The 24,684-nt window shown below is 60.9% G+C and carries 22 protein-coding genes, 1 tRNA gene and 1 pseudogene; 14 read left to right on the top strand and 10 right to left on the bottom strand.

The window, feature by feature from the left end:
- Nucleotides 1–116: 116 nt before the first annotated feature.
- Nucleotides 117–485, bottom strand: a complete 369-nt coding sequence (gene folB / locus AC1M2H_RS03420) for a bifunctional dihydroneopterin aldolase/7,8-dihydroneopterin epimerase (RefSeq protein WP_480150293.1) — start codon at nucleotides 483–485, stop codon at nucleotides 117–119.
- 230 nt (nucleotides 486–715) lie between these two features.
- Between folB and plsY the strand changes: the two genes are divergently transcribed.
- The gene (gene plsY / locus AC1M2H_RS03415) at nucleotides 716–1,336 is read left to right on the top strand and encodes a glycerol-3-phosphate 1-O-acyltransferase PlsY (RefSeq protein WP_480150292.1); all 621 of its coding nucleotides are present in this window, start codon (nucleotides 716–718) and stop codon (nucleotides 1,334–1,336) included.
- Between the two features lie 210 nt (nucleotides 1,337–1,546).
- Nucleotides 1,547–3,016, top strand: coding sequence for an MFS transporter (locus AC1M2H_RS03410; RefSeq protein ID WP_480150291.1), 1,470 nt, complete (start codon nucleotides 1,547–1,549; stop codon nucleotides 3,014–3,016).
- A 151-nt stretch (nucleotides 3,017–3,167) separates the two neighbouring features.
- On the opposite strand, the pseudogene AC1M2H_RS03405 reads toward AC1M2H_RS03410, so the two are convergent.
- Nucleotides 3,168–3,251 (bottom strand): annotated as a pseudogene (locus AC1M2H_RS03405) (short-chain dehydrogenase); the annotation flags it as partial.
- On the opposite strand from AC1M2H_RS03405, the gene AC1M2H_RS03400 reads away from it, so the two are divergent.
- From AC1M2H_RS03400 to AC1M2H_RS03365, 8 genes are all read left to right on the top strand, one after another.
- On the top strand, nucleotides 3,241–4,065 hold the full coding sequence (locus tag AC1M2H_RS03400; RefSeq protein ID WP_480150290.1) for an urease accessory protein UreD: 825 nt from the start codon (nucleotides 3,241–3,243) through the stop codon (nucleotides 4,063–4,065). The pseudogene AC1M2H_RS03405 and the gene AC1M2H_RS03400 overlap by 11 nt on opposite strands.
- Nucleotides 4,066–4,074: 9 nt before the next feature.
- Complete coding sequence (locus tag AC1M2H_RS03395) at nucleotides 4,075–4,377, top strand: urease subunit gamma (protein ID WP_480150289.1); 303 nt, start codon at nucleotides 4,075–4,077, stop codon at nucleotides 4,375–4,377.
- 9 nt (nucleotides 4,378–4,386) lie between these two features.
- Nucleotides 4,387–4,707, top strand: coding sequence for an urease subunit beta (locus AC1M2H_RS03390; RefSeq protein WP_480150288.1), 321 nt, complete (start codon nucleotides 4,387–4,389; stop codon nucleotides 4,705–4,707).
- Nucleotides 4,700–6,403 (top strand): urease subunit alpha, encoded by a 1,704-nt coding sequence (ureC, locus tag AC1M2H_RS03385; protein ID WP_480150287.1) that lies wholly within the window; start codon nucleotides 4,700–4,702, stop codon nucleotides 6,401–6,403. Before AC1M2H_RS03390 ends, ureC begins: the two co-directional genes overlap by 8 nt.
- A 9-nt stretch (nucleotides 6,404–6,412) precedes the next feature.
- On the top strand, nucleotides 6,413–6,910 hold the full coding sequence (ureE, locus tag AC1M2H_RS03380) for an urease accessory protein UreE (protein WP_480150286.1): 498 nt from the start codon (nucleotides 6,413–6,415) through the stop codon (nucleotides 6,908–6,910).
- Nucleotides 6,911–7,585: an urease accessory protein UreF gene (locus AC1M2H_RS03375; protein WP_480150285.1), complete on the top strand. Its 675-nt coding sequence runs from the start codon at nucleotides 6,911–6,913 to the stop codon at nucleotides 7,583–7,585.
- 8 nt (nucleotides 7,586–7,593) lie between these two features.
- A complete protein-coding gene (gene ureG, locus AC1M2H_RS03370; protein ID WP_041147299.1) occupies nucleotides 7,594–8,211 on the top strand; it encodes an urease accessory protein UreG in 618 nt (205 codons plus the stop codon).
- A 152-nt stretch (nucleotides 8,212–8,363) separates the two neighbouring features.
- On the top strand, nucleotides 8,364–9,971 hold the full coding sequence (locus AC1M2H_RS03365) for a purine-cytosine permease family protein (protein WP_480150284.1): 1,608 nt from the start codon (nucleotides 8,364–8,366) through the stop codon (nucleotides 9,969–9,971).
- Between the two features lie 42 nt (nucleotides 9,972–10,013).
- Here AC1M2H_RS03365 and tsaD read toward each other — a convergent pair whose 3' ends face one another.
- Entirely contained in the window at nucleotides 10,014–11,027 is a 1,014-nt protein-coding gene (gene tsaD, locus AC1M2H_RS03360) for a tRNA (adenosine(37)-N6)-threonylcarbamoyltransferase complex transferase subunit TsaD (RefSeq protein ID WP_480150283.1), read from the bottom strand.
- Between the two features lie 349 nt (nucleotides 11,028–11,376).
- On the opposite strand from tsaD, the gene rpsU reads away from it, so the two are divergent.
- From rpsU to rpoD, 3 genes are all read left to right on the top strand, one after another.
- Nucleotides 11,377–11,592, top strand: coding sequence for a 30S ribosomal protein S21 (rpsU, locus tag AC1M2H_RS03355; RefSeq protein ID WP_001144069.1), 216 nt, complete (start codon nucleotides 11,377–11,379; stop codon nucleotides 11,590–11,592).
- A 229-nt stretch (nucleotides 11,593–11,821) separates the two neighbouring features.
- Complete coding sequence (gene dnaG, locus AC1M2H_RS03350; protein WP_480150282.1) at nucleotides 11,822–13,567, top strand: DNA primase; 1,746 nt, start codon at nucleotides 11,822–11,824, stop codon at nucleotides 13,565–13,567.
- 150 nt (nucleotides 13,568–13,717) lie between these two features.
- Nucleotides 13,718–15,562: an RNA polymerase sigma factor RpoD gene (gene rpoD / locus AC1M2H_RS03345; protein ID WP_480150281.1), complete on the top strand. Its 1,845-nt coding sequence runs from the start codon at nucleotides 13,718–13,720 to the stop codon at nucleotides 15,560–15,562.
- 75 nt (nucleotides 15,563–15,637) lie between these two features.
- On the opposite strand, the gene mug is transcribed toward rpoD, so the two are convergent.
- Complete coding sequence (mug, locus tag AC1M2H_RS03340) at nucleotides 15,638–16,144, bottom strand: G/U mismatch-specific DNA glycosylase (protein WP_480150280.1); 507 nt, start codon at nucleotides 16,142–16,144, stop codon at nucleotides 15,638–15,640.
- Between the two features lie 124 nt (nucleotides 16,145–16,268).
- On the opposite strand from mug, the gene AC1M2H_RS03335 reads away from it, so the two are divergent.
- Nucleotides 16,269–16,344 (top strand) — tRNA-Ile (locus tag AC1M2H_RS03335).
- 84 nt (nucleotides 16,345–16,428) lie between these two features.
- Here AC1M2H_RS03335 and AC1M2H_RS03330 read toward each other — a convergent pair.
- From AC1M2H_RS03330 to AC1M2H_RS03305, 6 genes are all read right to left on the bottom strand, one after another.
- Nucleotides 16,429–17,757 carry an HlyD family type I secretion periplasmic adaptor subunit gene (locus AC1M2H_RS03330; RefSeq protein WP_480150279.1) on the bottom strand — a complete coding sequence of 443 codons (1,329 nt, stop codon included), beginning with the start codon at nucleotides 17,755–17,757 and terminating at the stop codon, nucleotides 16,429–16,431.
- Complete coding sequence (locus AC1M2H_RS03325; RefSeq protein WP_480150278.1) at nucleotides 17,754–19,556, bottom strand: type I secretion system permease/ATPase; 1,803 nt, start codon at nucleotides 19,554–19,556, stop codon at nucleotides 17,754–17,756. The genes AC1M2H_RS03330 and AC1M2H_RS03325 overlap by 4 nt, the downstream gene beginning before the upstream one ends.
- 50 nt (nucleotides 19,557–19,606) lie before the next feature.
- Nucleotides 19,607–20,170 carry a heme acquisition protein HasA gene (locus AC1M2H_RS03320; protein ID WP_480150277.1) on the bottom strand — a complete coding sequence of 188 codons (564 nt, stop codon included), beginning with the start codon at nucleotides 20,168–20,170 and terminating at the stop codon, nucleotides 19,607–19,609.
- A gap of 78 nt (nucleotides 20,171–20,248) precedes the next feature.
- Nucleotides 20,249–22,918: a TonB-dependent receptor gene (locus tag AC1M2H_RS03315; RefSeq protein WP_480150276.1), complete on the bottom strand. Its 2,670-nt coding sequence runs from the start codon at nucleotides 22,916–22,918 to the stop codon at nucleotides 20,249–20,251.
- Nucleotides 22,919–23,052: 134 nt separating this feature from the next.
- The gene (locus tag AC1M2H_RS03310) at nucleotides 23,053–24,033 is read right to left on the bottom strand and encodes a FecR family protein (RefSeq protein WP_480150275.1); all 981 of its coding nucleotides are present in this window, start codon (nucleotides 24,031–24,033) and stop codon (nucleotides 23,053–23,055) included.
- A 73-nt stretch (nucleotides 24,034–24,106) separates the two neighbouring features.
- Nucleotides 24,107–24,604 carry an RNA polymerase sigma factor gene (locus AC1M2H_RS03305; RefSeq protein WP_480150274.1) on the bottom strand — a complete coding sequence of 166 codons (498 nt, stop codon included), beginning with the start codon at nucleotides 24,602–24,604 and terminating at the stop codon, nucleotides 24,107–24,109.
- Nucleotides 24,605–24,684 lie beyond the last annotated feature (80 nt).

Here is a 24,684-nt window from a genome sequence, read left to right as displayed (position 1 = left end):
CGTACACGGAGTACGCGCGGAATTCGAGCCCCGTTCGGGGAGAATATGGCAAATAAAATAACCTGATGGCCGGCACTAAGACCTGTATAAGCCCAAATTGTTTAATCAATATGACCTTAAAAGTTTTGTTTCAGATTAAGGCCACGCTCAATGATGACGCCGACGTTGGCCGCGCGGGCAACCGCTCCCGGTTTACTGACTTTAATCCGCACCCACGGTGAGGAGAATTTTGCCAGCAGCAGATCGGCAACTTCTTCAGCCACGCGTTCCACCAGCGCAAAACGCCCGCCCTCAACGTGGTTAATCACCAGCTCGCTAATATCGGCATAGCTCAGGCAATCGCTGACGTCGTCGCTGGAGGCCGCCTTACGGTTATCCCACGCCATTTCGATATCGAACACCAGCTTCTGCTCAATGGTTTGTTCCCAGTCGTAAACACCAATAGTGGTGATTACCGAAAGTTGCTCTATAAATACAATATCCATCACGACCTGCCCGCTTTTTGGCTAAACCGGATACCACTTCCGGCGAATTATGCGTATTATCCACAGATGCAAAGACATCCCCTAAATAATTTGCGTTGCAGGAAGGCGGCGGCGCAGCGAGCTTCCGGGAGCATAGCGTCACTATGTATCCGGGCGCGCGAGGAGAGCCAACGCACCGGCCGCGCCAAGGATGACGGGGATAAAACGACACTTTCAAAATGGAACAGCTGATGAGTGCAATCGCGCCTGGACTCGTTATCCTTGCCTACCTCTGCGGCTCAATTTCCAGCGCCATTCTGGTTTGCCGCCTCGCCGGCCTGCCCGACCCTCGCGATAGCGGCTCAGGCAATCCCGGGGCGACCAACGTCCTGCGAATTGGCGGCAAGGGAGCGGCCGTAACGGTGCTTATTTTCGACGTGCTCAAAGGCATGCTGCCGGTCTGGGGCGCATGGGCACTCGGTCTGACCCCTTTCTGGCTGGGCCTGGTGGCGATCGCCGCCTGCATTGGTCATATCTGGCCGGTGTTCTTTAATTTTCGCGGCGGCAAGGGCGTTGCGACCGCTTTCGGCGCTATCGCGCCCATCGGCTGGGATCTCACTGGCGTCATGGCCGGAACCTGGCTCCTGACCATTCTGCTCAGCGGCTACTCTTCGCTAGGCGCCATCGTCAGCGCGCTTATTGCCCCGTTCTACGTCTGGTGGTTCAAGCCGCAGTACACCTTTCCGGTATCGATGCTCTCCTGCCTGATCCTCCTGCGCCATCACGACAACATCCAGCGCCTGTGGCGTCGCCAGGAGACCAAAATCTGGGCCCGGCTGAAGAAAAACAAGCAAGAGCCCGGGCAGAAATAATCTCCGCGCCCGGCGCCGCCGGGCACGATTTTCCCCGACAATATCTTTTGATTCCCCGGCCTTATAGCCAATCATTCCGCCACATCGCCGTTTAAAAGATAATCCTTTCACAACAATCACTTAGTTATGTCTTATAACCAAAAGTGATTTATTGCCCCGCCCCGTGATGTTTACTCTGAATCTTCGGATAAAACACAACAGAACAATAATATGACAGACGTAATCAACGCGACGCCGGCTGCGGCGGCAGGGTCGCCCGACGGGGAAGTTCGATGGATACGCGGCGCGGCGGACGTTTCGCGCCTGATTAACGAGGGCGGCAGCGGGCGCAGCAACGCGCGCATCGTTATGGGCATCGCGCTCGGCGGGATTTTCCTCGATGCCTACGACCTTGGTTCCCTGGCCTTTGGCCTGAAGGATATTACCCGCGAATTCGGCCTGACGCCCGCCGGCACCGGCATGGTGGCCTCGGCCATCACCTTCGGCGCCATCGTCGGCGCGCTGCTGGGCGGCTATCTAACGGATAAAATCGGCCGCTACCGCGTCTTTATGGCGGATATGCTGTTCTTCGTGGTTGCCGCTATCGCCTGCGCGCTGGCGCCCAACGAATATGTTCTCACCGGCGCCCGGTTCGTCATGGGGCTCGGCGTAGGTATCGACCTGCCGGTGGCGATGGCCTTCCTGAGCGAATTTTCTAAGCTCAAAGGGCCGGGTAACAAAGCCGCCAGCGTCGCCATGTGGTGCCCAACCTGGTACGCCGCGATTAGCGCCTCGTACCTGCTGGTGCTCTTTTTCTACGCCGTGCTGCCGGAAAGCCACAGCGACTGGCTGTGGCGGCTGATTCTCGGCTTCGGCGCGATCCCCGCGCTGGTGATTATCGCCATTCGCAGCCGCTACATGAGCGAGTCGCCGGTTTGGGGCGCCAATCAGGGTAACCTGCGTGAAGCGGCCTCCATTCTGCGCCAGGCATACAACATCAACGCTCACGTGGCGCAGGACGCGCTGGATAAACCGGCGCCGGCGGTGAAAAAAGCGCAGTGGAGCAACTATTTACGCCTGTTCCAGGGGACTTACCTGCGCCGTACGACCCTGGCGACGCTGCTCTCCGTGGTCTCATCCTTTGCCTACAACGCCGTCGCCTTTGGCCTGCCGGTGATTATCTCCAGCTTCTTCGTCCAGTCGATGCTGACCACGATCCTGATCTCGCTGGCGCTGAACCTGCTCTTCGCCTTCGTCGGCGGGCTGCTGGCGGTACGGCTGGTGCCGCGCCTGGGGGCGTGGAAAATGTCGCTGGCGGGATACGCCTGCCAGCTGACGGCGCTGCTGGGGCTGGCGCTGATTGGCCGCCCGGAAGGCGCCGCCGAAGGGATCGCCGCGGTCGCCATGCTGGCGCTGTTCCTCTTCGGCCAGGGCTTTGGCCCCGGCGCGCACACCATGACCTTCGCCTCGCTGAGCTACCCGACTTCGCTGCGCGGCGTCGGCGTCGGCCTCAACCAAACCCTGATGCGCAGCAGCTCGACGCTGTCGCTGTTCCTCTTCCCGCTGCTGGTCGCGGCGCTGGATACGCGCGTATTTTGGGTTATCGCTGCGGCGCCGCTTATCGGCCTGCTGTCGCTGCTGGCCATCCGCTGGGAACCTTCGGGCTACGATATCGACGCCGAGGATTACCAGGATAAATAGCGTTACCCCCGGGCGCTCGTGCTGAGCGCCCTTTATCCCACCGTCCCTTAACTTTTCAACATGTAGCCATCCCGCCTGCGGGGGAAGGTCCAGGGACGGGCCCCATCCGCGCCACCGGTCTGCCTGCCGGATAACAACCATAAGCTTTTCATATGATCGGGATGCTTTGCGGCCGATCAATACTCATCGCTGCTGTTTTATCTTGAGTTCGCAGGGGCGCAACATTGCACGGCACCGTGTTACCACAGACTAAAAAAGGCTGGCAGGCTACGCTGGATCTCCGCTTTCAACCTATCGGCGGTAAAACGGTCCTGACCGCTTCCCGCCACGCTGGCCCGTTAACCGTTCAGCGCCCTTTTTACCCTGAAGAAGAAACCTGCCACCTCTATTTATTGCATCCGCCGGGCGGCATCGTTGGCGGCGACGAGCTGACGATTAGCGCCGTCCTCGACGGCGGCAGCCACGCGCTGATGACCATGCCCGGCGCCAGCAAGTTTTACCGCAGCAGCGGCGCGCAGGCGCGCCTGCACCAGCGCTTCACCGTCGCGCCGCACGCGATTCTGGAGTGGCTGCCCCAGGACGCCATTTTTTTCCCCGGCGCGCGGGCTAATCTGCATACCAGCTTTCACCTTTGCGCCACCAGCGCTCTTTTAGCCTGGGATCTGCTGTGCCTCGGCCGCCCGGTGATGGGCGAAGACTTTAGCCACGGCACCCTCATGAACCGGCTGGAGGTGTGGATTGACGAGTCGCCGCTGCTGGTGGAACGGCTACACCTCGCCGATGGCCAGCTGGATAGCATCGCCCGCCGGCCGTGGGTGGGAACGCTGCTGTTCTATCCGGCACATGAGGCCCTGCTCGACGGCGTGCGCGAACGACTGACCGGGCTGGGCAGCTACGCCGGCGCCAGCCTGACCGACGGCCTGCTGACGGTCCGACTGTTAAGTGATGATAATTTGCTGTGCCAGCGGGCGATGCGCGATATCTGGCAGTTTATGCGCCCGCATCTGACCGGGAAACTCCCGGTTCCTCCCCGAATCTGGCTGACCTGAGAGAGCGCTATGGAACTGACACCCAGAGAGAAAGATAAGCTGCTGCTGTTTACCGCCGCGCTGGTGGCGGAACGTCGCCTGGCCCGCGGGCTGAAGCTGAACTACCCGGAAGCGGTGGCGTTAATTAGCGCCTTTATTATGGAGGGCGCCCGCGACGGCAATAGCGTAGCGGCGCTGATGGAAGAGGGCCGCCACGTCCTGACCAGCAGTCAGGTGATGGAGGGCGTGCCGGAAATGATCCCCGACATCCAGGTCGAAGCCACCTTCCCGGATGGCTCGAAGCTGGTCACCGTCCACAATCCGATAATCTGAGGCTTCGCAATGATCCCAGGCGAGTATCAAGTCAAACCCGGCCAGATAGCCCTTAACGCCGGCCGCACGACCCGCAGCATAATCGTTGAGAATCACGGCGACCGGCCGATCCAGGTGGGATCGCACTACCACTTTGCCGAAGTGAATCCGGCGCTGAAGTTCGACCGCGAGCAGGCGACTGGCTATCGCCTGAATATCGCCGCCGGTACCGCGGTCCGTTTTGAACCGGGGCAAAAGCGCGAAGTAGAGCTGGTTGCTCTGGCCGGCGCCCGCGCGGTGTACGGCTTTCGCGGCGCGGTAATGGGAAAACTGGAGGCAAACGATGAGTGAAATTTCACGCCAGGCCTATGCCGATATGTTTGGCCCCACCACCGGCGATAAGGTGCGCCTTGCGGATACCGAGCTGTGGATCGAGGTCGAGGACGATCTCACCACCTACGGCGAAGAGGTGAAGTTCGGCGGCGGAAAGGTGATCCGCGACGGCATGGGCCAGGGGCAAATGCTCTCAGCGGAGTGCGTCGATCTGGTGCTGACCAACGCGCTGATCGTCGATCACTGGGGGATCGTGAAAGCGGATATCGGCGTCAAAGAGGGGCGCATCTTCGCCGTCGGCAAAGCGGGCAACCCGGATATCCAGCCCAACGTCACCATCCCTATCGGCGCGGCGACGGAGATCATTGCCGCCGAAGGTAAGATAGTCACCGCCGGCGGCGTCGATACGCATATCCACTGGATCTGCCCGCAGCAGGCGGAAGAGGCGCTGGTCTCCGGCGTCACCACCATGGTCGGCGGCGGCACCGGACCAGCGGCGGGCACCCACGCCACCACCTGCACCCCCGGGCCGTGGTATATTTCGCGGATGCTGCAGGCGGCGGATAGCCTGCCGGTCAACGTCGGCCTGCTGGGTAAAGGCAACGGCTCCAACCCTGACGCGCTGCGCGAGCAGGTGGCGGCAGGCGTGATTGGTCTGAAAATCCACGAAGACTGGGGCGCGACGCCCGCGGCCATCAACTGCGCGCTGACCGTCGCCGATGAGATGGACGTTCAGGTGGCGCTTCACAGCGATACCCTCAACGAGTCCGGGTTTGTCGAAGATACGCTGGCGGCGATTGGCGGGCGCACCATCCACACCTTCCATACCGAAGGCGCCGGCGGCGGCCACGCGCCGGATATTATTACCGCCTGCGCGCACCCCAATATTCTGCCCTCCTCCACCAACCCGACGCTGCCCTACACCGTCAATACCATCGATGAACACCTCGATATGCTGATGGTTTGCCATCACCTCGACCCGGACATAGCGGAGGACGTGGCGTTCGCCGAATCGCGCATTCGCCGCGAAACCATCGCCGCCGAGGACGTCCTGCACGATATCGGCGCCTTTTCGCTGACTTCGTCCGATTCGCAGGCCATGGGCCGCGTCGGCGAGGTGGTGCTGCGCACCTGGCAGGTTGCCCACCGCATGAAGGTCCAGCGCGGCCCGCTGGCGGAAGAGCGCGGCGGCAACGACAACTTTCGCGTTAAGCGCTATATCGCCAAATACACCATTAATCCGGCGCTGACCCACGGTATCGCCCACGAGGTCGGCTCGATTGAGGCCGGCAAGCTGGCGGACCTGGTGCTGTGGTCCCCGGCGTTCTTCGGCGTGAAGCCGGCGTGCGTGGTGAAGGGCGGGATGATTGCCGTCGCGCCGATGGGCGATATTAACGCCTCTATTCCTACCCCGCAGCCGGTGCACTATCGGCCGATGTTCGGGGCGCTGGGCAGCGCCCGCCATCGCTGTCGGCTGACCTTCCTGCCGCAGGCGGCGATAGACAGCGGCGTGGCGCAGCGCCTCAATCTGCACAGCGCCACGGCCGCGGTGAAGGGCTGCCGAACGCTGCAGAAGGCCGACATGATCCATAACGGCCTGCAGCCCAATATTACCGTTGATGCGCAAACCTACGAGGTGCGCATTGACGGGGAGCTGATAACCAGCGAACCGGCAGAAGTGCTGCCGATGGCGCAACGTTACTTTCTGTTTTAAGGAGTCCGGATGCTGTATCTGACCCAACGCGTGGAGACGACGGCGCAGGCAACGGCCAGCGTCACGCTGCCGATTGATGTGCGGGTAAAAAGCCGAATCAAAGTCACCCTTAACGACGGGCGCGAAGCGGGCCTGCTGCTGCCGCGCGGCCTGCTGCTGCGGGGCGGCGACGTGCTGAGCAATGAAGAGGGCAGCGAGTTTGTCGCGGTCGTTGCCGCCGATGAGGGCGTCTCCGTGGTGTGCTGCGAGGATCCGTTTACGCTGGCGAAAGCCTGCTATCACCTCGGCAACCGCCACGTTCCGCTGCAGATTATGCCCGGCGAGCTGCGCTACCACCACGACCACGTGCTTGACGATATGCTGCGCCAGTTCGGCCTGGAGGTGATCTTCGCCCGGCTGCCGTTCGAACCGGAAGCCGGCGCCTACGCCAGCGAGAGCCACGGGCACGGCCACGGTCATCATCATGGCCATAGCCACGACGACCACCACCACGAGCACGGTCACTAAATGCCGACGCCGGAAAAGCGCCTGCGGCTGATGCAGCTGGCCAGCAGCAACCTGCCGGTGGGCGGCTATAGCTGGTCGCAGGGGCTGGAGTGGGCGGTAGAGGCGGGCTGGGTGGCCGATACTCAGGCCTTCGAGCGCTGGCAGCTGCGGCAGATGGAGCAGAGCTTTTTTACCGTCGACCTGCCGCTGTTCGCCCGCCTCTATCGCGCCTGCGAGGATAACAGCCTGCCCGATGCCCGGCGCTGGGCGGCGTATCTGCTCGCCTGCAGAGAAACCCGCGAGCTGCGCGAAGAGGAGCGCAATCGCGGGGCGGCGTTCGCCAGGCTGCTTGCCGACTGGCAGCCGGAGTGCCCGAAAGAGTGGCGCACGCTGTGCCAGCAAAGCCAGCTGGCCGGGATGGCCTGGCTTGGCGTGCGCTGGCAAATCCCCCTTGCCGATCTGGCGCTGAGCCTCGGCTACAGCTGGATTGAGGGCGCGGTGATGGCCGGCGTTAAGCTGGTACCCTTTGGCCAGCAGGCCGCGCAGCAGCTGATCATCCGCCTGTGCGACCGCTATGCGGCGGATATGGCCAGCGCGCTTGCCGCCCCGGACGAGGCGATCGGCTCCTCCACGCCGCTGGCCGCCATCGCCTCCGCCCGGCATGAAACGCAGTATTCCCGATTATTCCGTTCTTAGGAGAAAACATGAACAACTACAAACATCCGCTGCGCGTCGGCGTCGGCGGCCCGGTCGGTTCCGGGAAAACTGCCCTGCTGGAAGCGCTGTGTAAAGCGATGCGCAACACCTATCAGCTGGCCGTCGTCACCAACGACATCTACACCAAAGAAGATCAGCGCATCCTTACCGAAGCCGGCGCGCTGGAGCCGGAGCGGATCGTCGGCGTCGAAACCGGCGGCTGCCCGCATACCGCCATCCGCGAAGATGCGTCGATGAACCTGGCGGCGGTGGAGGCGCTAAGCGAAAAGTTCGGCAACCTCGAGCTGATCTTCGTCGAAAGCGGCGGCGATAACCTCAGCGCCACCTTTAGCCCCGAGCTGGCCGATCTGACCATCTACGTTATCGACGTGGCGGAAGGGGAGAAGATCCCGCGCAAAGGCGGGCCGGGGATCACCAAATCGGACTTCCTGGTGATCAACAAAACCGACCTTGCACCGTATGTGGGCGCCTCGCTGGAAGTAATGGAGCGCGACACCATGCGGATGCGCGGCGAGCGTCCGTGGGCCTTTACTAACCTGAAAAGCGGCGACGGCCTGCAGAGCATCATTGACTTCCTCGAAGACAAAGGCATGCTGCGCCGCTAGGCCCTGCACCATCCGAACGCGCCCGCGCAAGGATGGTGCATTCAACGCCCTCTTTTTATCCTCTCCTCCTCCTCCGCTCCCGGCGGCGCCTGCTCTACGAAGTGGCATAAGGTTTGCTAATTACAGTCATACCTGACCATTAAGGAATGACTATGTCATCACTGGATATAAAAACCGAGCTACCTGCACAAACCGGCCCATCCGGCTCCCGTGAAACCCTGGAAGATTACACTCTGCGCTACGCCCCGCTGAGCTTTCGCCGCTGGGGGCCGGGCGTTGTCGCCGTCACCGCGCTGGGCGGCATTGCCTATCTGGCCGACTTCTCTATCGGCGCCAGCATCGGCATGGCGTGGGGCACCACCAACGCCATCTACTCGATCCTGCTGGCCGCGCTGGTGATTTTCCTCACCGGCATTCCGCTGGCGATCACCGCCGCCCGCTATAACATCGACCTCGATTTAATCACCCGCAGCGCCGGGTTCGGCTATTTTGGTTCGGTCATTACCAGCATTATTTTTGCCGGATTTACCTTTATCTTCTTCGCCCTTGAGGGCTCGATTATGGCCCAGGGGCTGCTGGTCGGCCTCGGGATCCCGCTGTGGATGGGCTACCTCATCGCCACCCTGATGGTGCTGCCGCTGGTCGTTTACGGTATGAAGGCCTTGACCCGTCTGCAGGTCTGGACCACGCCGCTGTGGCTGGTGCTGATGGTCGTGCCGGTGGCCTGGCTTATCGCCAAAGACCCGGCGCTGGTGGACGGCTTTATGAACTTCGCCGGCAAAAACGACGCCTCGCGCGTGGACTTAACCGCCATTATGCTGGGCGCCGGGGTCTGCCTGTCGCTGATCATGCAGATCGGCGAGCAGATTGACTATCTGCGCTTTATGCCGCCGAAAACGGCGCAGAACAGCAGGAGCTGGTGGCTGGCGGTCTTTTCCGCCGGTCCGGGCTGGGTGGTGCTGGGCGCGATTAAGCAGATTATTGGCGCCTTCCTCGGCTTCTACCTGCTGACCCGCTTCCCGGCGGTACATAACACCGAGCCGGTTCAGCAGTTCGTCAGCGTCTTTGACAATCTGGTGCCCGGCTGGCTGGCGCTGACCCTGGCCGTGGTGCTGGTGGTTATCTCGCAGATTAAAATTAACGTCACCAACGCCTACTCCGGCTCGCTGGCCTGGACCAGCGCCTGGACGCGCACCACCCGCAGCTATCCGGGGCGGATCGTCTTTGTTGTCGTCAACCTCGCCATTGCGCTGGCGCTGATGGAGGGCGATATGTTCAGCGCCCTGTCGTGGATCCTCGGCTTTTACTCCAACTTCGCCATTGCCTGGGTCGTGGTGGTCGCCACCGATATCACCGTTAACAAAGGCCTGCTGAAGCTGGCGCCGGCCCAGCCGGAATATCGCCGGGGGATGATCCATAACGTTAACCCGGTGGGCGTGGTCTCCTTTGCTCTCGCCGCCGGGCTCTCTATCTGCTCCTTCTTCGGCCTGCTTGGCGCCACTCTCGCCCCGTTCTCGCCGCTGATTGCGCTGGCCGTAGCCCTGGTGATGACGCCGCTGATGGGCGTTCTGACCCGCGGCCGCTACTACATCAAACGGCACGATGACGGCATTGCCGAACCGCGCTACGACGCGCAGGGGAACGCCTCCACCACCGTGTACCGCTGCATTACCTGCCGGGAAGAGTACGAGCGTCCGGACGTGATGCACTCGGCAAAACATCAGGGGGCGATCTGCTCGCTGTGTAAGAGTATGGAATAACGCAGAAAGGCGGGCCGACGCGAGGTCGGCCCGTAAGCGGGATCAGGCCGCCGGCAGCTCGGCGAGCGGCCAGCGTGGGCGCACGGTGACGCCAAGCTCGGTCTTCGCGCCGGTACGCAGGCGCACCATTCCGGCGTAGGCGATCATCGCCCCGTTATCGGTACAGAACTCGGGGCGGGCGTAGAACACTTCCCCGCCGCGCTTTTGCATCATCTCAGCCAGCTTCGCGCGCAGCGTGCGGTTGGCGCTTACGCCGCCCGCCATCACCAGGCGCTTAAAGCCGGTCTGCTCCAGCGCCCGACGGCACTTAATCATCAGCGTATCCACCACCGCATCTTCAAACGCCCGCGCGATGTCCGCCCGGGTCTGTTCGTCATCCTCATTATTGCGGATGGTGTTGGCGGCAAAGGTCTTCAGGCCAGAGAAGCTAAAATCCAGCCCCGGACGATCGGTCATCGGCCGCGGGAAGACAAAACGCCCTTCGCTGCCCCGGGAGGCCATTTTAGAGAGCATCGGGCCGCCGGGATAATCGAGGCCCAGCAGCTTCGCGGTCTTATCGAATGCTTCCCCTGCCGCATCATCGATCGATTCACCCAGCAGCTCATACTGACCGATACCGGTCACGCTAATCAGCTGGGTATGGCCGCCGGAAACCAGTAGCGCCACAAAAGGATAGTCCGGCGGATTATCTTCCAGCATCGGCGCCAGCAGATGCCCTTCCATATGGTGCACCGGGATCGCCGGCACGTTCCAGGCGAACGCCAGCGAGCGGCCTACCGTGGCGCCAACCAGCAGCGCGCCGACCAGCCCCGGCCCGGCGGTGTAGGCAACCGCATCAATATCTTTTGCCGTCAGCCCGGCCTCTTTCAGCGCCGCCTGGATCAGCGGCACCGTTTTACGCACGTGATCGCGCGAAGCCAGCTCAGGCACCACGCCGCCGTAGTCAGCGTGCAGTTTCACCTGACTATACAATTGGTTGGCCAGCAGGCCTTGCTTATCGTCGTAAATGGCGATGCCGGTTTCATCGCAGGATGTTTCAATACCCAGTACACGCATGTCTTGTTTTACCTCGCTCTAATAGCGCGCAGTTTAGGACCAATGCGGGTTGATGTATACCCTAAGAATGCCGGGCGGCAGCGCGACACGGCCCGACGCCCGCAGGGGATACGCGGGCCGGGCGGGCGAGGAAAGCCCGGCCCGGGACGCTCGCCGGGGCGGCGGATATAAAACTTTGTTCGCCCCAGGAAGAACCCTCGTGTATACTCCTCACCCTTATAAAAGTCCTTTCAAAAAGGGCGCAGGTGCTTTACAAAGCAGCAGTAGTTGCAGTAAAATTCCGCACCATTTTGAAATAAGCTGGCGCTGATGCCAGCAGCAAACCGAATTAATCAAAGGTGAGAGGCACATGCCGGTAATTAAAGTACGTGAAAACGAGCCGTTCGACGTAGCTCTGCGTCGCTTCAAGCGTTCCTGTGAAAAAGCAGGTGTTCTGGCGGAAGTTCGTCGTCGTGAGTTCTATGAAAAACCGACTACCGAACGTAAGCGCGCTAAAGCTTCTGCAGTGAAACGTCACGCGAAGAAACTGGCTCGCGAAAACGCACGCCGCACTCGTCTGTACTAATCTGTTGAGGGCTAAAGCCCTCAATTCAGGCTGAGTTGTAAGTTGTAAGGCCGTGCTTCCGCAAGGAATGCGCGGCTTATTTTCGTTTATGCATTAGCATATATGCCCCACCCTTCAGGATGCACCAAAGCAGCAAAAGAGCGAATCCTAAGAGCTGGCTGACGCCGGCGGCAGGAACGCATCGGCGCTGAAGCAGCTTGTCGGATAAGGTGTATAATTTACGGGGCCTATGGCTGGACGAATCCCACGCGTATTTATCAATGACCTGCTGGCGCGCACCGACATCGTCGATCTTATCGACGCGCGGGTAAAGCTCAAAAAGCAGGGCAAGAATTACCATGCGTGCTGTCCATTTCATAACGAAAAAACCCCCTCTTTTACCGTCAACGGTGAAAAACAGTTTTACCACTGCTTCGGCTGCGGTGCGCACGGCAACGCCGTCGACTTCCTGATGAACTACGACAAGCTCGAGTTCGTGGAGACGGTCGAAGAGCTGGCCGCCATGCACAACCTTGAAGTGCCGTACGAAGCGGGTAACGGACCCAGTCAGATTGAGCGCCATCAGCGGCAAAGCCTCTATCAGCTGATGGATGGTCTGAATGCGTTTTATCAGCAGTCTTTGCAGCAACCCGCCGCCGCTCCTGCGCGCCAGTATCTGGAGAAGCGTGGTTTAAGCAGCGAGGTCATTGCGCGCTTTGCGATTGGCTACGCGCCCCCCGGTTGGGATAACGTTTTAAAACGTTTTGGCGGCAATCAGGAAAACCGCCAGTCGCTTATCGACGCCGGCATGCTGGTGACTAACGATAAGGGACGCAGTTACGACCGCTTCCGCGAACGGGTGATGTTCCCGATCCGCGATAAGCGAGGCCGGGTCATTGGTTTTGGTGGTCGCGTGCTGGGCGATGCCCTGCCGAAGTACCTTAACTCCCCGGAAACCGATATTTTCCATAAAGGTCGCCAGCTGTACGGCCTGTATGAAGCGCAGCAGAACGACGCCGAACCGCCGCGATTGCTGGTTGTCGAAGGCTATATGGACGTCGTAGCCCTGGCGCAGTACGACATTAACTATGCCGTCGCGTCGCTGGGTACGTCGACCACCGCCGATCATATTCAGCTGCTGTTTCGGGCGACCAATCAGGTCATCTGCTGCTACGACGGCGACCGGGCGGGCCGCGAGGCCGCATGGCGAGCGCTGGAGACGGCGCTGCCCTATATGTCCGACGGCCGTCAGCTACGCTTTATGTTTCTGCCCGACGGCGAAGACCCGGATACGCTGGTGCGTAAAGAGGGCAAGGCTGCGTTTGAAGCGCGGATGGAGCAGGCTCAGCCGCTCTCGACGTTTTTGTTTAACAGCCTGCTGCCGCAGGTTGATTTGAGTACCCCGGACGGGCGCGCGCAGCTCAGCACGCTGGCGCTGCCGCTGATCACTCAGGTTCCGGGCGAGACCCTGCGCATCTATCTGCGCCAGGAGCTGGGCAACAAGCTGGGGATTTTAGATGACGCCCAGCTTGAGCGTTTAATGCCAAAAATGACAGAAAATGGCGCGCCGCGCCCTGCTCCACAGCTAAAACGCACGACCATGCGTATACTGATAGGACTGCTGGTGCAAAATCCGGATCTGGCACCGCTGGTACCGCCTTTAGCGGGCCTGGATCAGCGTAAAATACCGGGACTGGGCCTGTTCAGCGAACTGGTTAACGCCTGTCTGTCGCAGCCGGGTCTGACCACCGGACAACTTTTAGAGCAGTATCGCGGCACAAATGAGGCCGCGACCCTTGAAAAACTGTCGATGTGGGACGATATAGCAGATAAAGATATCGCTGAAAAAACCTTCACCGACTCGCTTAACCATATGTTTGATTCACTGCTTGAACTGCGACAGGAAGAGTTGATAGCCCGCGATCGCACGCACGGCTTAAGCAGTGAGGAACGCCGGGAGCTCTGGACTATCAGCCAGGAGCTGGCAAAAAAATGAATTGCACGGCTTAAGTGCCGAATATCGCTCGGGAAGCCCCCGACAGCCGCGCTGAGGCGCAGCGGCAATAATATAAGTACGCCCTCGCTTTAAATGCTGGCAGCTTGTCTGCCAACACCAATCAAACGAATTAAGTGTGGATACCGTCTTATGGAGCAAAACCCGCAGTCACAGCTGAAGCTTCTTGTCCAACGTGGTAAGGAGCAAGGCTATCTGACCTATGCCGAGGTCAATGACCATCTGCCGGAAGATATCGTCGACTCCGATCAGATCGAAGACATCATCCAAATGATCAATGATATGGGCATTCAGGTGATGGAAGAAGCGCCGGATGCCGACGATCTGCTGCTGGCTGAAAACAGCAACAACACCGACGAAGATGCAGAAGAAGCTGCTGCACAGGTTCTGTCCAGTGTTGAATCAGAAATCGGACGCACGACCGACCCGGTGCGCATGTATATGCGCGAAATGGGTACCGTGGAACTGCTGACCCGCGAAGGCGAAATTGACATCGCTAAGCGCATCGAAGACGGGATCAATCAGGTCCAGTGCTCCGTTGCCGAATATCCGGAAGCCATTACCTACCTGCTGGAACAGTACGATCGCGTTGAAGCTGAAGAAGCGCGTCTGTCAGACCTGATCACCGGATTCGTCGATCCGAACGCCGAAGAAGACCTGGCGCCAACCGCCACGCACGTCGGCTCCGAACTGTCTCAGGAAGAGATGGATGACGACGAAGAAGATGAAGAAGAAGAAGACGACGACAGCAGCGATGACGACAACAGCATCGACCCTGAGCTGGCGCGCGAGAAATTCGCCGAGCTGCGTACGCAGTACGAGCTGACCCGCGACACCATCAAAGCAAAAGGCCGCAGCCACGCCGCAGCGCAGGAAGAGATTCTCAAGCTGTCTGAAGTCTTTAAGCAGTTCCGCCTGGTACCGAAACAGTTCGATTACCTGGTCGGCAGCATGCGCAACATGATGGACAGAGTGCGTACTCAGGAACGCATCATCATGAAGCTGTGCGTCGAACAGTGCAAAATGCCGAAGAAAAACTTCATTACGCTGTTCACCGGCAATGAAACCAGCGAAACCTGGTTCAACGCGGCCGTTGCCATGAACAAGCCGTGGTCTGAAAAGCTGCACGACGTCAAAGAAGACGTTCAGCGCGGCCTGATGAAGCTGCAGCAGATTGAAGAAGAAACCGGCCTGACCATTGAGCAGGTTAAGGATATCAACCGTCGTATGTCCATCGGTGAAGCGAAAGCCCGCCGTGCGAAGAAAGAGATGGTTGAAGCAAACCTGCGTCTGGTTATTTCTATCGCCAAGAAATACACCAACCGCGGCCTGCAGTTCCTCGATCTGATTCAGGAAGGTAACATCGGCCTGATGAAGGCGGTAGATAAGTTCGAATACCGCCGCGGCTACAAGTTCTCCACCTACGCAACCTGGTGGATCCGTCAGGCGATCACCCGCTCCATCGCGGATCAGGCGCGCACCATCCGTATTCCGGTGCATATGATTGAGACTATCAACAAACTCAACCGTATCTCCCGCCAGATGCTGCAGGAAATGGGCCGCGAGCCGACGCCGGAAGAGCTGGCCGAGCGCATGCTGATGCCGGAAGATAAAATTCGTAAGGTGCTGAAAATCGCCAAAGAGCCGATCTCCATGGAAACGCCGATCGGCGACGATGAAGATTCGCATCTGGGTGATTTCATCGAGGATACCACCCTCGAGCTGCCGCTGGATTCCGCCACCACGGAGAGCCTGCGCGCCGCCACCCACGACGTTCTGGCTGGCCTGACCGCCCGTGAAGCGAAGGTCCTGCGTATGCGTTTCGGTATCGACATGAATACCGACCACACGCTGGAAGAAGTGGGTAAACAGTTCGACGTTACCCGCGAACGTATTCGTCAGATCGAAGCGAAAGCGTTGCGCAAGCTGCGCCACCCGAGCCGCTCTGAGGTTCTGCGTAGCTTCCTCGACGATTAATCGTCAGGTAATAAATGCAAAAAGCTCCCTGCGGGGAGCTTTTTTTTGCCCGGCGTTGGCCTCCAGACACGAAAGCTATAGCCCACGCGACGCCAGCGCGTCGTCAAGCTCGCGATACGCCTCCACCAGCTTATCGAGCGTCGCCCGGTTCAGCCCGCTGGGATTGGGCAGCATCCACAGCTCGGTCGCCCCGATGGTCGCCTGCTGCCTGCCCCACTGCACGCTACGGACCTGAAACGCCTTCTCAAAGGCCTGCTTGCCAAGAACCGCCAGCGCCCGCGGCTGATACTCTTCTATTTTCCGCACCAGCTCTCGTCCCCCGCTGCGCAGCTCCTGCAGCGCTACTTCGCTGGCCTGCACCGTCGGACGCTCCACCAGCATGGTGATCCCGCAGCGGGTGTCGAGCAGCTGGAGCTCCTCTTCCGGCTTCAGCAGCCGGTCGGTGAAGCCCGCCAGGTGAATCACCTTCCAGAAGCGGTTCCCCGCATGCGCGAAGTGAAAGCCGGTATGGGCGGAGGATTTTCCCGGATTGATGCCGCAGAAGACCACCCGCAGGTTCGGCGCCAGAATATCGTTAATCATCTTGTCCCCTGCTCAATAGCTAAAAGCTAATTATAAAGGATTGAAAATGCGTTGTTTATAAAAACAGCAGCCGCGCGTTTTAGGCTGGATTGCGTCTGCCAGTTACTTTATAATCCCTCGCCACGGCCCCTTAGCTCAGTGGTTAGAGCAGGCGACTCATAATCGCTTGGTCGCTGGTTCAAGTCCAGCAGGGGCCACCAGACAAGAAAAGGACTTAACCATGAAAATGGCTAAGTCCTTTTTATTTTCCCGCTCGCCTGAAACCCGCTTACCGGCAGGCCCCCTCAGGATTCGGTCAGCGCCAGGTGCAGGCGGTCGGTCAGCGGCTTCAGCAGATAGTTCATCAGCGAACGCTCGCCGGTGCGGATAAACCCTTCAACCGGCATGCCGGGCCGAATCGTCAGTCCCTGCAGCTTGTCCATCCCCTCCCGCGTGACCTTAACGCGGAGCGCGTAGTAGGGTTTCCCGGTCTGTTCATCGACCAGGCGGTCGGCGCCGACCATCGTCACCTCCCCCGCCACGCGCGGGGTGGTGCTCTGATCGAAAGCGGAAAAGAGCAGCTCCACCGGCAGGGCCTGATGCACCTTATCGATCAGCTCGACCGGCACGCGGGCTTCGACCTCCATCGGCGAATCCTCCGGCACGATCTCCATCAGCTGCTGCCCGGCCTGAATCACGCCGCCCTCTGTAAATACCGCCATCCCGACCACCGTTCCCGCCTCCGGCGCCTTAATCTGCGTATCCTGCAGATCGGCCTGCGCTTTCTCCAGCTGGTTTTTCAGCGCGGCGATCTGCGCCTGGCCGTCCGCCAGCTGGGTATTGACCTCTTTACTGTACTCATCCCGGCGCTGCTGCGCCTGCAGCCGCAGCTCGATCGCCTGCCGCTGCAGCCGGCCGATGCTGCCGTGGGTTTGCGCAATCTCCCCCTCCACGCTGGCGAGCTCCCCCTCCATCGACAGCAGCTGATTGCGCGCCACGTAGCCCTTTGCCGCCAGCCCGCGGATGCCGGAGAGCTGCTCGTTGAGCAGGCGCTTTTGCTGCTGCTTGCTGCTCAGTAAAGACTGCATGCCGCTGAGCAGCGCCTGGGTGCCGGCCACGCCTTCATCAATGGCCGCCAGCTCGCTGCGCAGAGCCGCGCGACGGTTGATTAACAGCTGACGCTGCAGCGCCAGCTGCTCCACCACCTCCGGTTCATCCCGCACTACCGCCAGCTCGGGCAGCAGCACGATCTCATTCTGCCCCGTTCGCTCCGCCGCCCAGCGCGCCATCTGCAGCTGCAGGCTGCGCAGCTGGCTTTGCAGCGCGTCGCGCCGGGTTTGCGTAGTCGCGGTATTCATCACCGCCAGCACCTGGCCCGCCTGCACCTTCTCGCCGTCGTGGACGCGCAGCTGCGCAATCACCCCGCCGCCGGGATGCTGCACCGCTTTACGGTTGCCCGTCACCACCACGCTGCCGGAAACCGGCACCCCGCGGTCGAGCGGCGCGAAGCTGGCCCAGCAGAGAAAACCGCCGAACCCAACGAGCACCAGCCACAGCCCCCAGCGTAAATAGGCGCGCTCGCTGAAGGCCGCCTCGTACCCGGCCAGCTGCTCCGATAACGTCAGCGCTTTCATGATTTGCCCTCAGCCCTGGCCCGCGGCGACACCGCGGTATAGCCCACGTTAAAACCGCCGTGCCGTCCCGCGCCGATCGGCGTCACCGCGCCGGAGCTCGCCGCGCGGGCCATGCCCGGCAGCTTTTTCAGCACTTCGGCGCTCGGGCCCTCGTGCTGCATCCGGCCGCCGGCCAGCACCAGCAGGCGATCGGTAATCGCCAGAATATCCGGTTTATGGGTCACCAGAACCACGCTTTTTCCTTTCTCCTTGAGGGTCAAAATCGCCTGCTGGAGCGCCGCTTCGCCCTCTTTATCGAGGTTGGCGTTCGGCTCATCCAGCACCACCAGCGCCGGTAGGCCGTAGAGCGCGCGGGCCAGCGCCACCCGCTGGCGCTGGCCGCCGGACAGGCCGCTGCCGCCTTCGCCCAGCACCGTGTCATAGCCCTGCGGCAGGCGTAAAATCAGCGCGTGGATGCCGGCCATCTGCGCGGCCAGCACCACGCTGTCGGCATCCACTTCGCCAAAGCGGGCAATGTTTTCCGCCAGCGTCCCGGCAAACAGCTGAATATCCTGCGGCAGATAGCCGATATGCGGCCCCAGCGCCGTTTTATCCCACTGGTGGATTTCGGCGTCGTCCAGCCGCACGCTGCCGGAGAGCGGTTTCTGCACGCCAACCAGCTGCTTCATCAGCTGCGTTTTACCGGAACCGGAGGCGCCAATCACCCCCAGAACGGTGCCGGCAACCAGCGAAAACTGCAGCTGCATTAATATGGGCTGACGGCCTCCCGGCGCCGTAATCGTCAACTGCTCAACGCGTAAATGTCCCTGCGGCGCGGGCAGCGGTAAACGCTCAGGCTGCGGCGGATTCGCGGCCAGCAGCACCTGCAGCCGCTGCCAGGCCTCACGGGCCGCCAGCCACTGCTTCCAGCTGCCGATCAGCTGATCGATAGGCCCCAGCACGCGACCGATCAGGATCGAGCCGGCGATCATCATGCCGGAGGTGATATCGCCGTTGACCGCCAGCAGCGCGCCGCAGCCGAGCATCAGCGACTGCAGAGCCAGGCGCAGCGTGCGCGTCAGGGAGGTGATCAGCGCCATTCTCTCGCTGCCGCGGCTTTGCAAATGTAAAAACTCGGCGTGCCGGCAGCGCCAGCGCTGGCGCAGAGTTTGCAGCATCCCCATCGCCTCTATCGCTTCGGCCTGCCGCAGCTGGCCGTTGGCCCGCTGGCTGGCGTGGAGCGCCACCTTTCCCGCCCGCTCCAGCAGCGGCTGGCTTAAGCGCAGGTTGAGCCAGGCCAGGGCCAGCAGCAGCGCCGCGCCGAGGGTCGCCAGAACGCCAAGCCACGGATGCAGCAGATAAACCACCAGCAGATAGAGGGGGAACCAGGGGGCGTCAAAAAAGGCGAACAGCGCGCTGCCGGTGGCGAACTGGCGTAAGCTGGTGAGGTCGTTTAACGCCTGGCCGGCCAGGACATTGCCCGTTTTCAGGTTGGTGCCAAACGCGGCGTCAAACACCCGCGCGTTAAGGCGCATATCCAGCTGCGCGCCGAGGCGGATAACCAGCCCGCTGCGCACCCACTCCATCAGGCCAAGAAACAGCAGCAGGCCGACGATCATCAGGGTCAGCATCGTCAGCGTCATAAGGTTGCCGGACGGCAGGACCCGATCGTAGACCTGCAGTATATACAGCGCCGGCGAAAGCATCAGAATATTGATCGCCGCGGTAAACAGCGCCACGCACCAGAAGCCGCGCCGGCAGGTCGCCAGCGCCGCCAGAATCTCCTGCCGTCCTGCCAGAGGCGCCTGAGTTTCGCTCATTCTTTCTCCTGCCTGAACCGTTTCCCCGCCGCGGCGGGGAAACGGTAGGGTTATGCCGCCAGCAGGTCCGTATGGTCTGCGGTTGCCGATGAGCCCACGACCGCCGCGATCTGATCGAAGGTCGAATCGATGCTCAGGTTGTACTGGTCAAGAATGCCGTTCAGCGCGGTTTCCAGCGCGCTGGTATCGCCGGACATCAGGCCATAAACCACCTCATGCACGATGCCGTCATGACCTTCGGACTGCGCGCTGCTCAGGCCCAGACCGCTGAAGCTAACGTCCAGCGCCTGGATGTTGTACGGCGAAGAGCTGCCGCCCTGCAGGCCGTCGCCGAACGACAGGCCGTCGAGGGAGCCGTACAGCGTGTGCGCCGGGTCGGCAAACAGGGTATAGGTTAAGTTTCCTTCCGCCACGAATGAGGTGATATTGTTCGCGGTGCTGGTGATCGCGTACTGGCTTCCGGACAGCGAACCGCCGTAGAAGCCGCCTGTGTTGCTATCATCCACGTTACAGTTGGTATGGTTAACGTCACCAAACGTAGCTGACCATTCAGCCAAATAATCATGAATGCTATAGCTGCCTACAGAGCTGTCGTAATCCACTGAAAATGCCATATTGGTCTCCTGATATTACAGATATCGCGGCCTTTTTACGTGCCGGGCACGCCCGAACTGCGCCGCGTCATACGGGGGTTAAAAGCGGTATTCGATGCCGCCCTGCACGGTGCGGCCGCGGCCCAAGGTATTGCCCAGAGTCTCGCCGTAGCTGACCACGTAGGCGCGGTTGGAGACGTTCTCCACGGAGCCGCGCAGCGTCAGGTTGTCGGTCACGCGGTAGCTGGCGTAAAGGTCAAACAGGGTGTAGCGCGGCCAGTCGGCCAGATAGGGGTAGTTGCTCGGCACGCTGTGATCCTGATAGCCAGGCGCAAAGCGCACCGTGACGCCGGCGTCGAGCTTGCGGTCAAAGGCGCGACCGCCGAGGGTCAACGAGCCGCGATCGCCGGGGAGGAACGCGGCGGAGCTGAACTGACTGCCGCCATCGCAGGTCACGAAGTTGTTCGCCTCGTCATTATCTTCCCAGTACCAGTTATTGGCGCTGCCGGCCCCCTGCTGCTTGCCGCCCAGCCACGCTTTCCGCGCACAAAATTCGTTTTTGCCGATCATGTGCGTGTAGGTGAAGTCGGTATACACGAAGCCCGCATCGTAGTTCAGCTGATACTCGATCCCGCGAAAACGGGTGCTGTTGAGGTTATTGACGTAGGCGGTGTTGCCTAGCCCCGGCTGGGTGATGCCCGGCTTTTCGCGGTCAATCGCCATGCTGATGTAGTTCGATACCTTGGTATCGAAGTAGGCCACCTTCACCGCCAGGCGATCTTCTTCCTGCAGCAGACCGCCTTTCAGCAGGTTCACCCCCACTTCCCAGGCGCGAGAGCGTTCCGCCTGCAGGAACGGGTTGGGATACTGCGTGGAGTCGCCGTGGGCGCTGCCGCTGGTCAGGGTTTCGGTAATCGCCGGCGGACGCCAGGAGCGGCCGTAGGTGGTATACAGCTCCAGCCAGTCGACGCCCGGTTTCACCGCCAGCGCCAGCGTCGGCGACACCCGGGACTCTTCGCGATCCACCAACCATTCATGGTAAGAGCTGGAGATGACGCAGCCGCTCAGACGACGCGAGGTGCAGGGATTATCAATGGTGTAGGTCGCTTCGGGATAGTTCATGCCGGTGGTGCCGCGCAGACGATAGCGGTCATAGCGCAGCCCGCCTTCGACGGTGAGCCAGTCGTCGTACTCGTAGGTCAGCGTCGAGAACAGGCTGAATATCGAACGATTTCCGCCGGGCGTCACGCCCTCCATATCCTCAGACGTTGAGCGGCTGGTGGCTTTGTCATAGTAAAACTCGGCGCCGTAGTTCGCCTTCAGCGTATGCTCCGCGGCCAGCGAGAAATGTGAGGTGTTTTGCAGCTGGGCGCCGTAGGTGCGCAGGCGGGTTTGCGTCCAGTAATCGTCCGTCGTCCCGCTGCCGTAAGTATCGCTGTTCGAGTCGGTATCGACGTAGTAGAGCTTGGCATGCAGATCGAGCCAGTCGCGATCGTAGGGCGCAAGGCTGTAGTCGAGGGCGACGTTGCGCGCCATCACCATGTCGTAGCCGCTCTGCTTCCAGCCCAGCGACCGATCATCGCCTTCGCCGACAGCGGTCAGGGTGCTGGCCGTCGGCGAGCTCACCTGGGTTTGCAGATAGCTCAGCTGCAGGCGCTGGTTGGCGGGCAGATTCCAGCCCACCTTCGCCATCCGCGACAGCATCTTGTAGCGGCTGTCGGTAATCTGATTGTTTTTTAACGCGCTGGCGTAGCGATCGTAGTTACCGGTGTCGTTGTTGACGCGAATGTCGCCGATATCGCCTTTATTGCCCGGCCAGTAGTCGCTCAGGTGGCGCTCGCTGGCGGCCAGCAGAATATCCCCCGTCTCATTGCCCCACGCCAGCGCGCCGCTGCCGATAAAGCGGGTGCCGTTATCGCCGGTGCTGGCGTGCAGCTTGCCGCCCAGCTCTTTGCCGTCATAGATAAAATCGCTGGCGTTGAGGGTGTTAAAGGTGGCGATGCCGCCCAGCGTGCCGGCGCTGCCCATGCCGCCGGTGGTGCCTTTGTCGACGGTGACGCCGCTCAGCAGCTCCGGATCGATATACATGGTGCCGTTACGCTGGCCGTGGCCGCTCTTCTGGAAGTTCTGCCGCATGCCGTCGATGTTCATGTTGACGCGGCCATAGTCCTGCATCCCGCGAATATTCACCGACAGCGCCGGGTCCTGCTGGCTCACGCTGGAGTAAACGCCGGCGGTCTGTTCGAGGATATCCGCCGCGTGCCGCGCTGGCCGGTCGTCCATCTTCTTGCGATCGATCACGCTGACGGAGCGAGGCTGCTCGTAGACCCAGTCATCGGCGGAATAATTTAAGGTGGCGGTCACGGTCAGCGTATCGTCATTCACCGGCCCGCCGATGCGGGTTTCATCGGCGCGCCGCGCGCGGAGAATAATCTGCCCGTCGGCGGTAAATTCCGGCGCCACGGCGTTATTGCCAATCAGCTGGCGCAGCGCGGCGGCGATGGGCATCGTGCCGTTCAGCGGCTGCGACTTCATCCCCTGGACCGTGCTGTCTTCAAAAAAAATCTGCACGCCGGACTGCTCGCCAAATCGCAGCAGCGCGCTTTGCAGAGATTGCGGGGGAATGGCGAAGGTTTTGTTCTGTTTTACCGCTTCCGTTGCTGCCGACGCGGCCTGGCTCAGAGCCGGCGCGGTCAGCGCTAACGTCAGCGATATGGCAAAAGCAAGGCGACGACGGCTTTTGCAAAATTGGGGCTGTAATGGGTGCATGTGTGTACTCAATTATCGTTGATAATAGTAATCAATCTCATTCAACAATAAAGACGAACGACGTACACAAACCCGTAAAAATTTTTTAGAAAAAGTAAAAATATAAAAATGGCCCCGCAAAACGCCCGCGGGACTTAGTACAGGAGCGTCATACCCGGCAGCGTCACCTGCTTTGCCCCGAGGGTCTGACGCAGGGTTTCAACGGCGCGATCGGGCTGATTGAGCGCAAACGCGCCGCTGACGGTCCGCTTTCTCAGCGCCGGATTGACGACGACAACCGTTTGGTTCTGGTAGCGGTTTATCCGCGCGATCGCCTCGCTTACCGGCTGCCGGTCGATAATCAGCCAGCCGCGCCGCCAGGCGAACTGCGCCGGCGAAACCGAGTGCCGCGTCAGGCGATTATCGGCATAGCGCGCGCCCTGCTGCTCAGCCAGCACCAGCGACTGCCCTTTATAGCTGACCCGCACGCTGTGCTCGTGCACCGCCACGTCCGCCCCGCTGCCGTCTAGATCGACGCTGAACTGCGTACCCAGCGCCTGGGTGGTGCCGCCGTTCGCCTCTACGCGAAAGGGCCGCGTCTCGCGGCTGCTCAGCGGCGCCACGGTAAACCAGGCGTTGCCGGAGAGCAGCGTAACCCGCCGCTCCCGGGCGTTGAAATGCAGCTCGATGGCGCTGCGGCTATCGAGATCGACCCGGCTGCCGTCCGGCAGCGTCACCTGGCGAACTTCGCCAGCGGCGGTGTAATAATCGGCCTGCCAGCGCAGCCAGGCGTCGGGGAGCAGAAGCAGTGCAGGCAGGGACGCCAGCACGACGACGGCGGCGGTCGCCCAGTAGCGCCAGCGGGAACGAGCGCTCGCCGCCGGCGGGACGGGCAGAGGTAGAGGAACCACCCTGGGCGATAGCGTATCCGCCGCCCGGGCGCCCGAGGCCGCTCGCGGCAGCGTGCCGAGCATCAGCCACAGCTGCTGCGCCTGAATCAGCGCGTCGGCATGCTGCGGATCGGCCTCCCGCCACGCGGCCATCTCCCGCTCCTCATCATCCGTCAGCGACCGCTCGGCCATTTTCACAGCCCATAGCGCGGCCTGCTGACGTATTGCCTCACTCAACTGACTCATTTCACTGCTTCCTGACTATCCGGGTTAATCATTAAGACGTTTGAACCAGGTAAAACCCGTAAAAAAAATGCCATTATTTCTGTATTCCGCACATCAGGGTAGCCAGCGCCTGCGCCAGATGTTTCTCTACGGTGCTGAGCGATACGCCCAGCCGCGCCGCAATTTCCGCCTGCGGCAGCCCCTCAAGCCGGCTGAGGCGAAAAATAGCCTGCGTCCGCTCCGGCAGGTTCATCAGCTGGCCGATAATCCTCTCAACCTGCTGCCGATCAATCACGCGCTGCTCGGCGCCCGGATCGTCGCTGGGAAAATGGGCCATCTCATCATCGCTGAATGCCGTGGTTTGCCGTCGCTGCTGCTGGCGGTAATGATCGAACAGCAGATTCCTCGCCGTACGGAACAGATAGGATTCGCTATCCTGAATTTTTCCCTGCGGATAATGCTCAAAGAGGCGGGCAAAGCTCTCCTGCATCAGATCGTCAGCCAGCTGCGCATCGTGAAGCTGGCTTTTGAGATACGCCAACAGCGGCTGGGCATGACGCTCAAACAGCACCTGCAGCTCAATATTGGACATTAACTTTTCCCTGCGGAGCCTGCATCAAAGCCACTATAAATCACATAAATGATTCTCATTTTCAACTGGCTTTTTTGACC

Source organism: Klebsiella sp. F11 (genome assembly GCF_056712265.1).
This window is presented reverse-complemented; position numbering and strand designations above follow the sequence as displayed.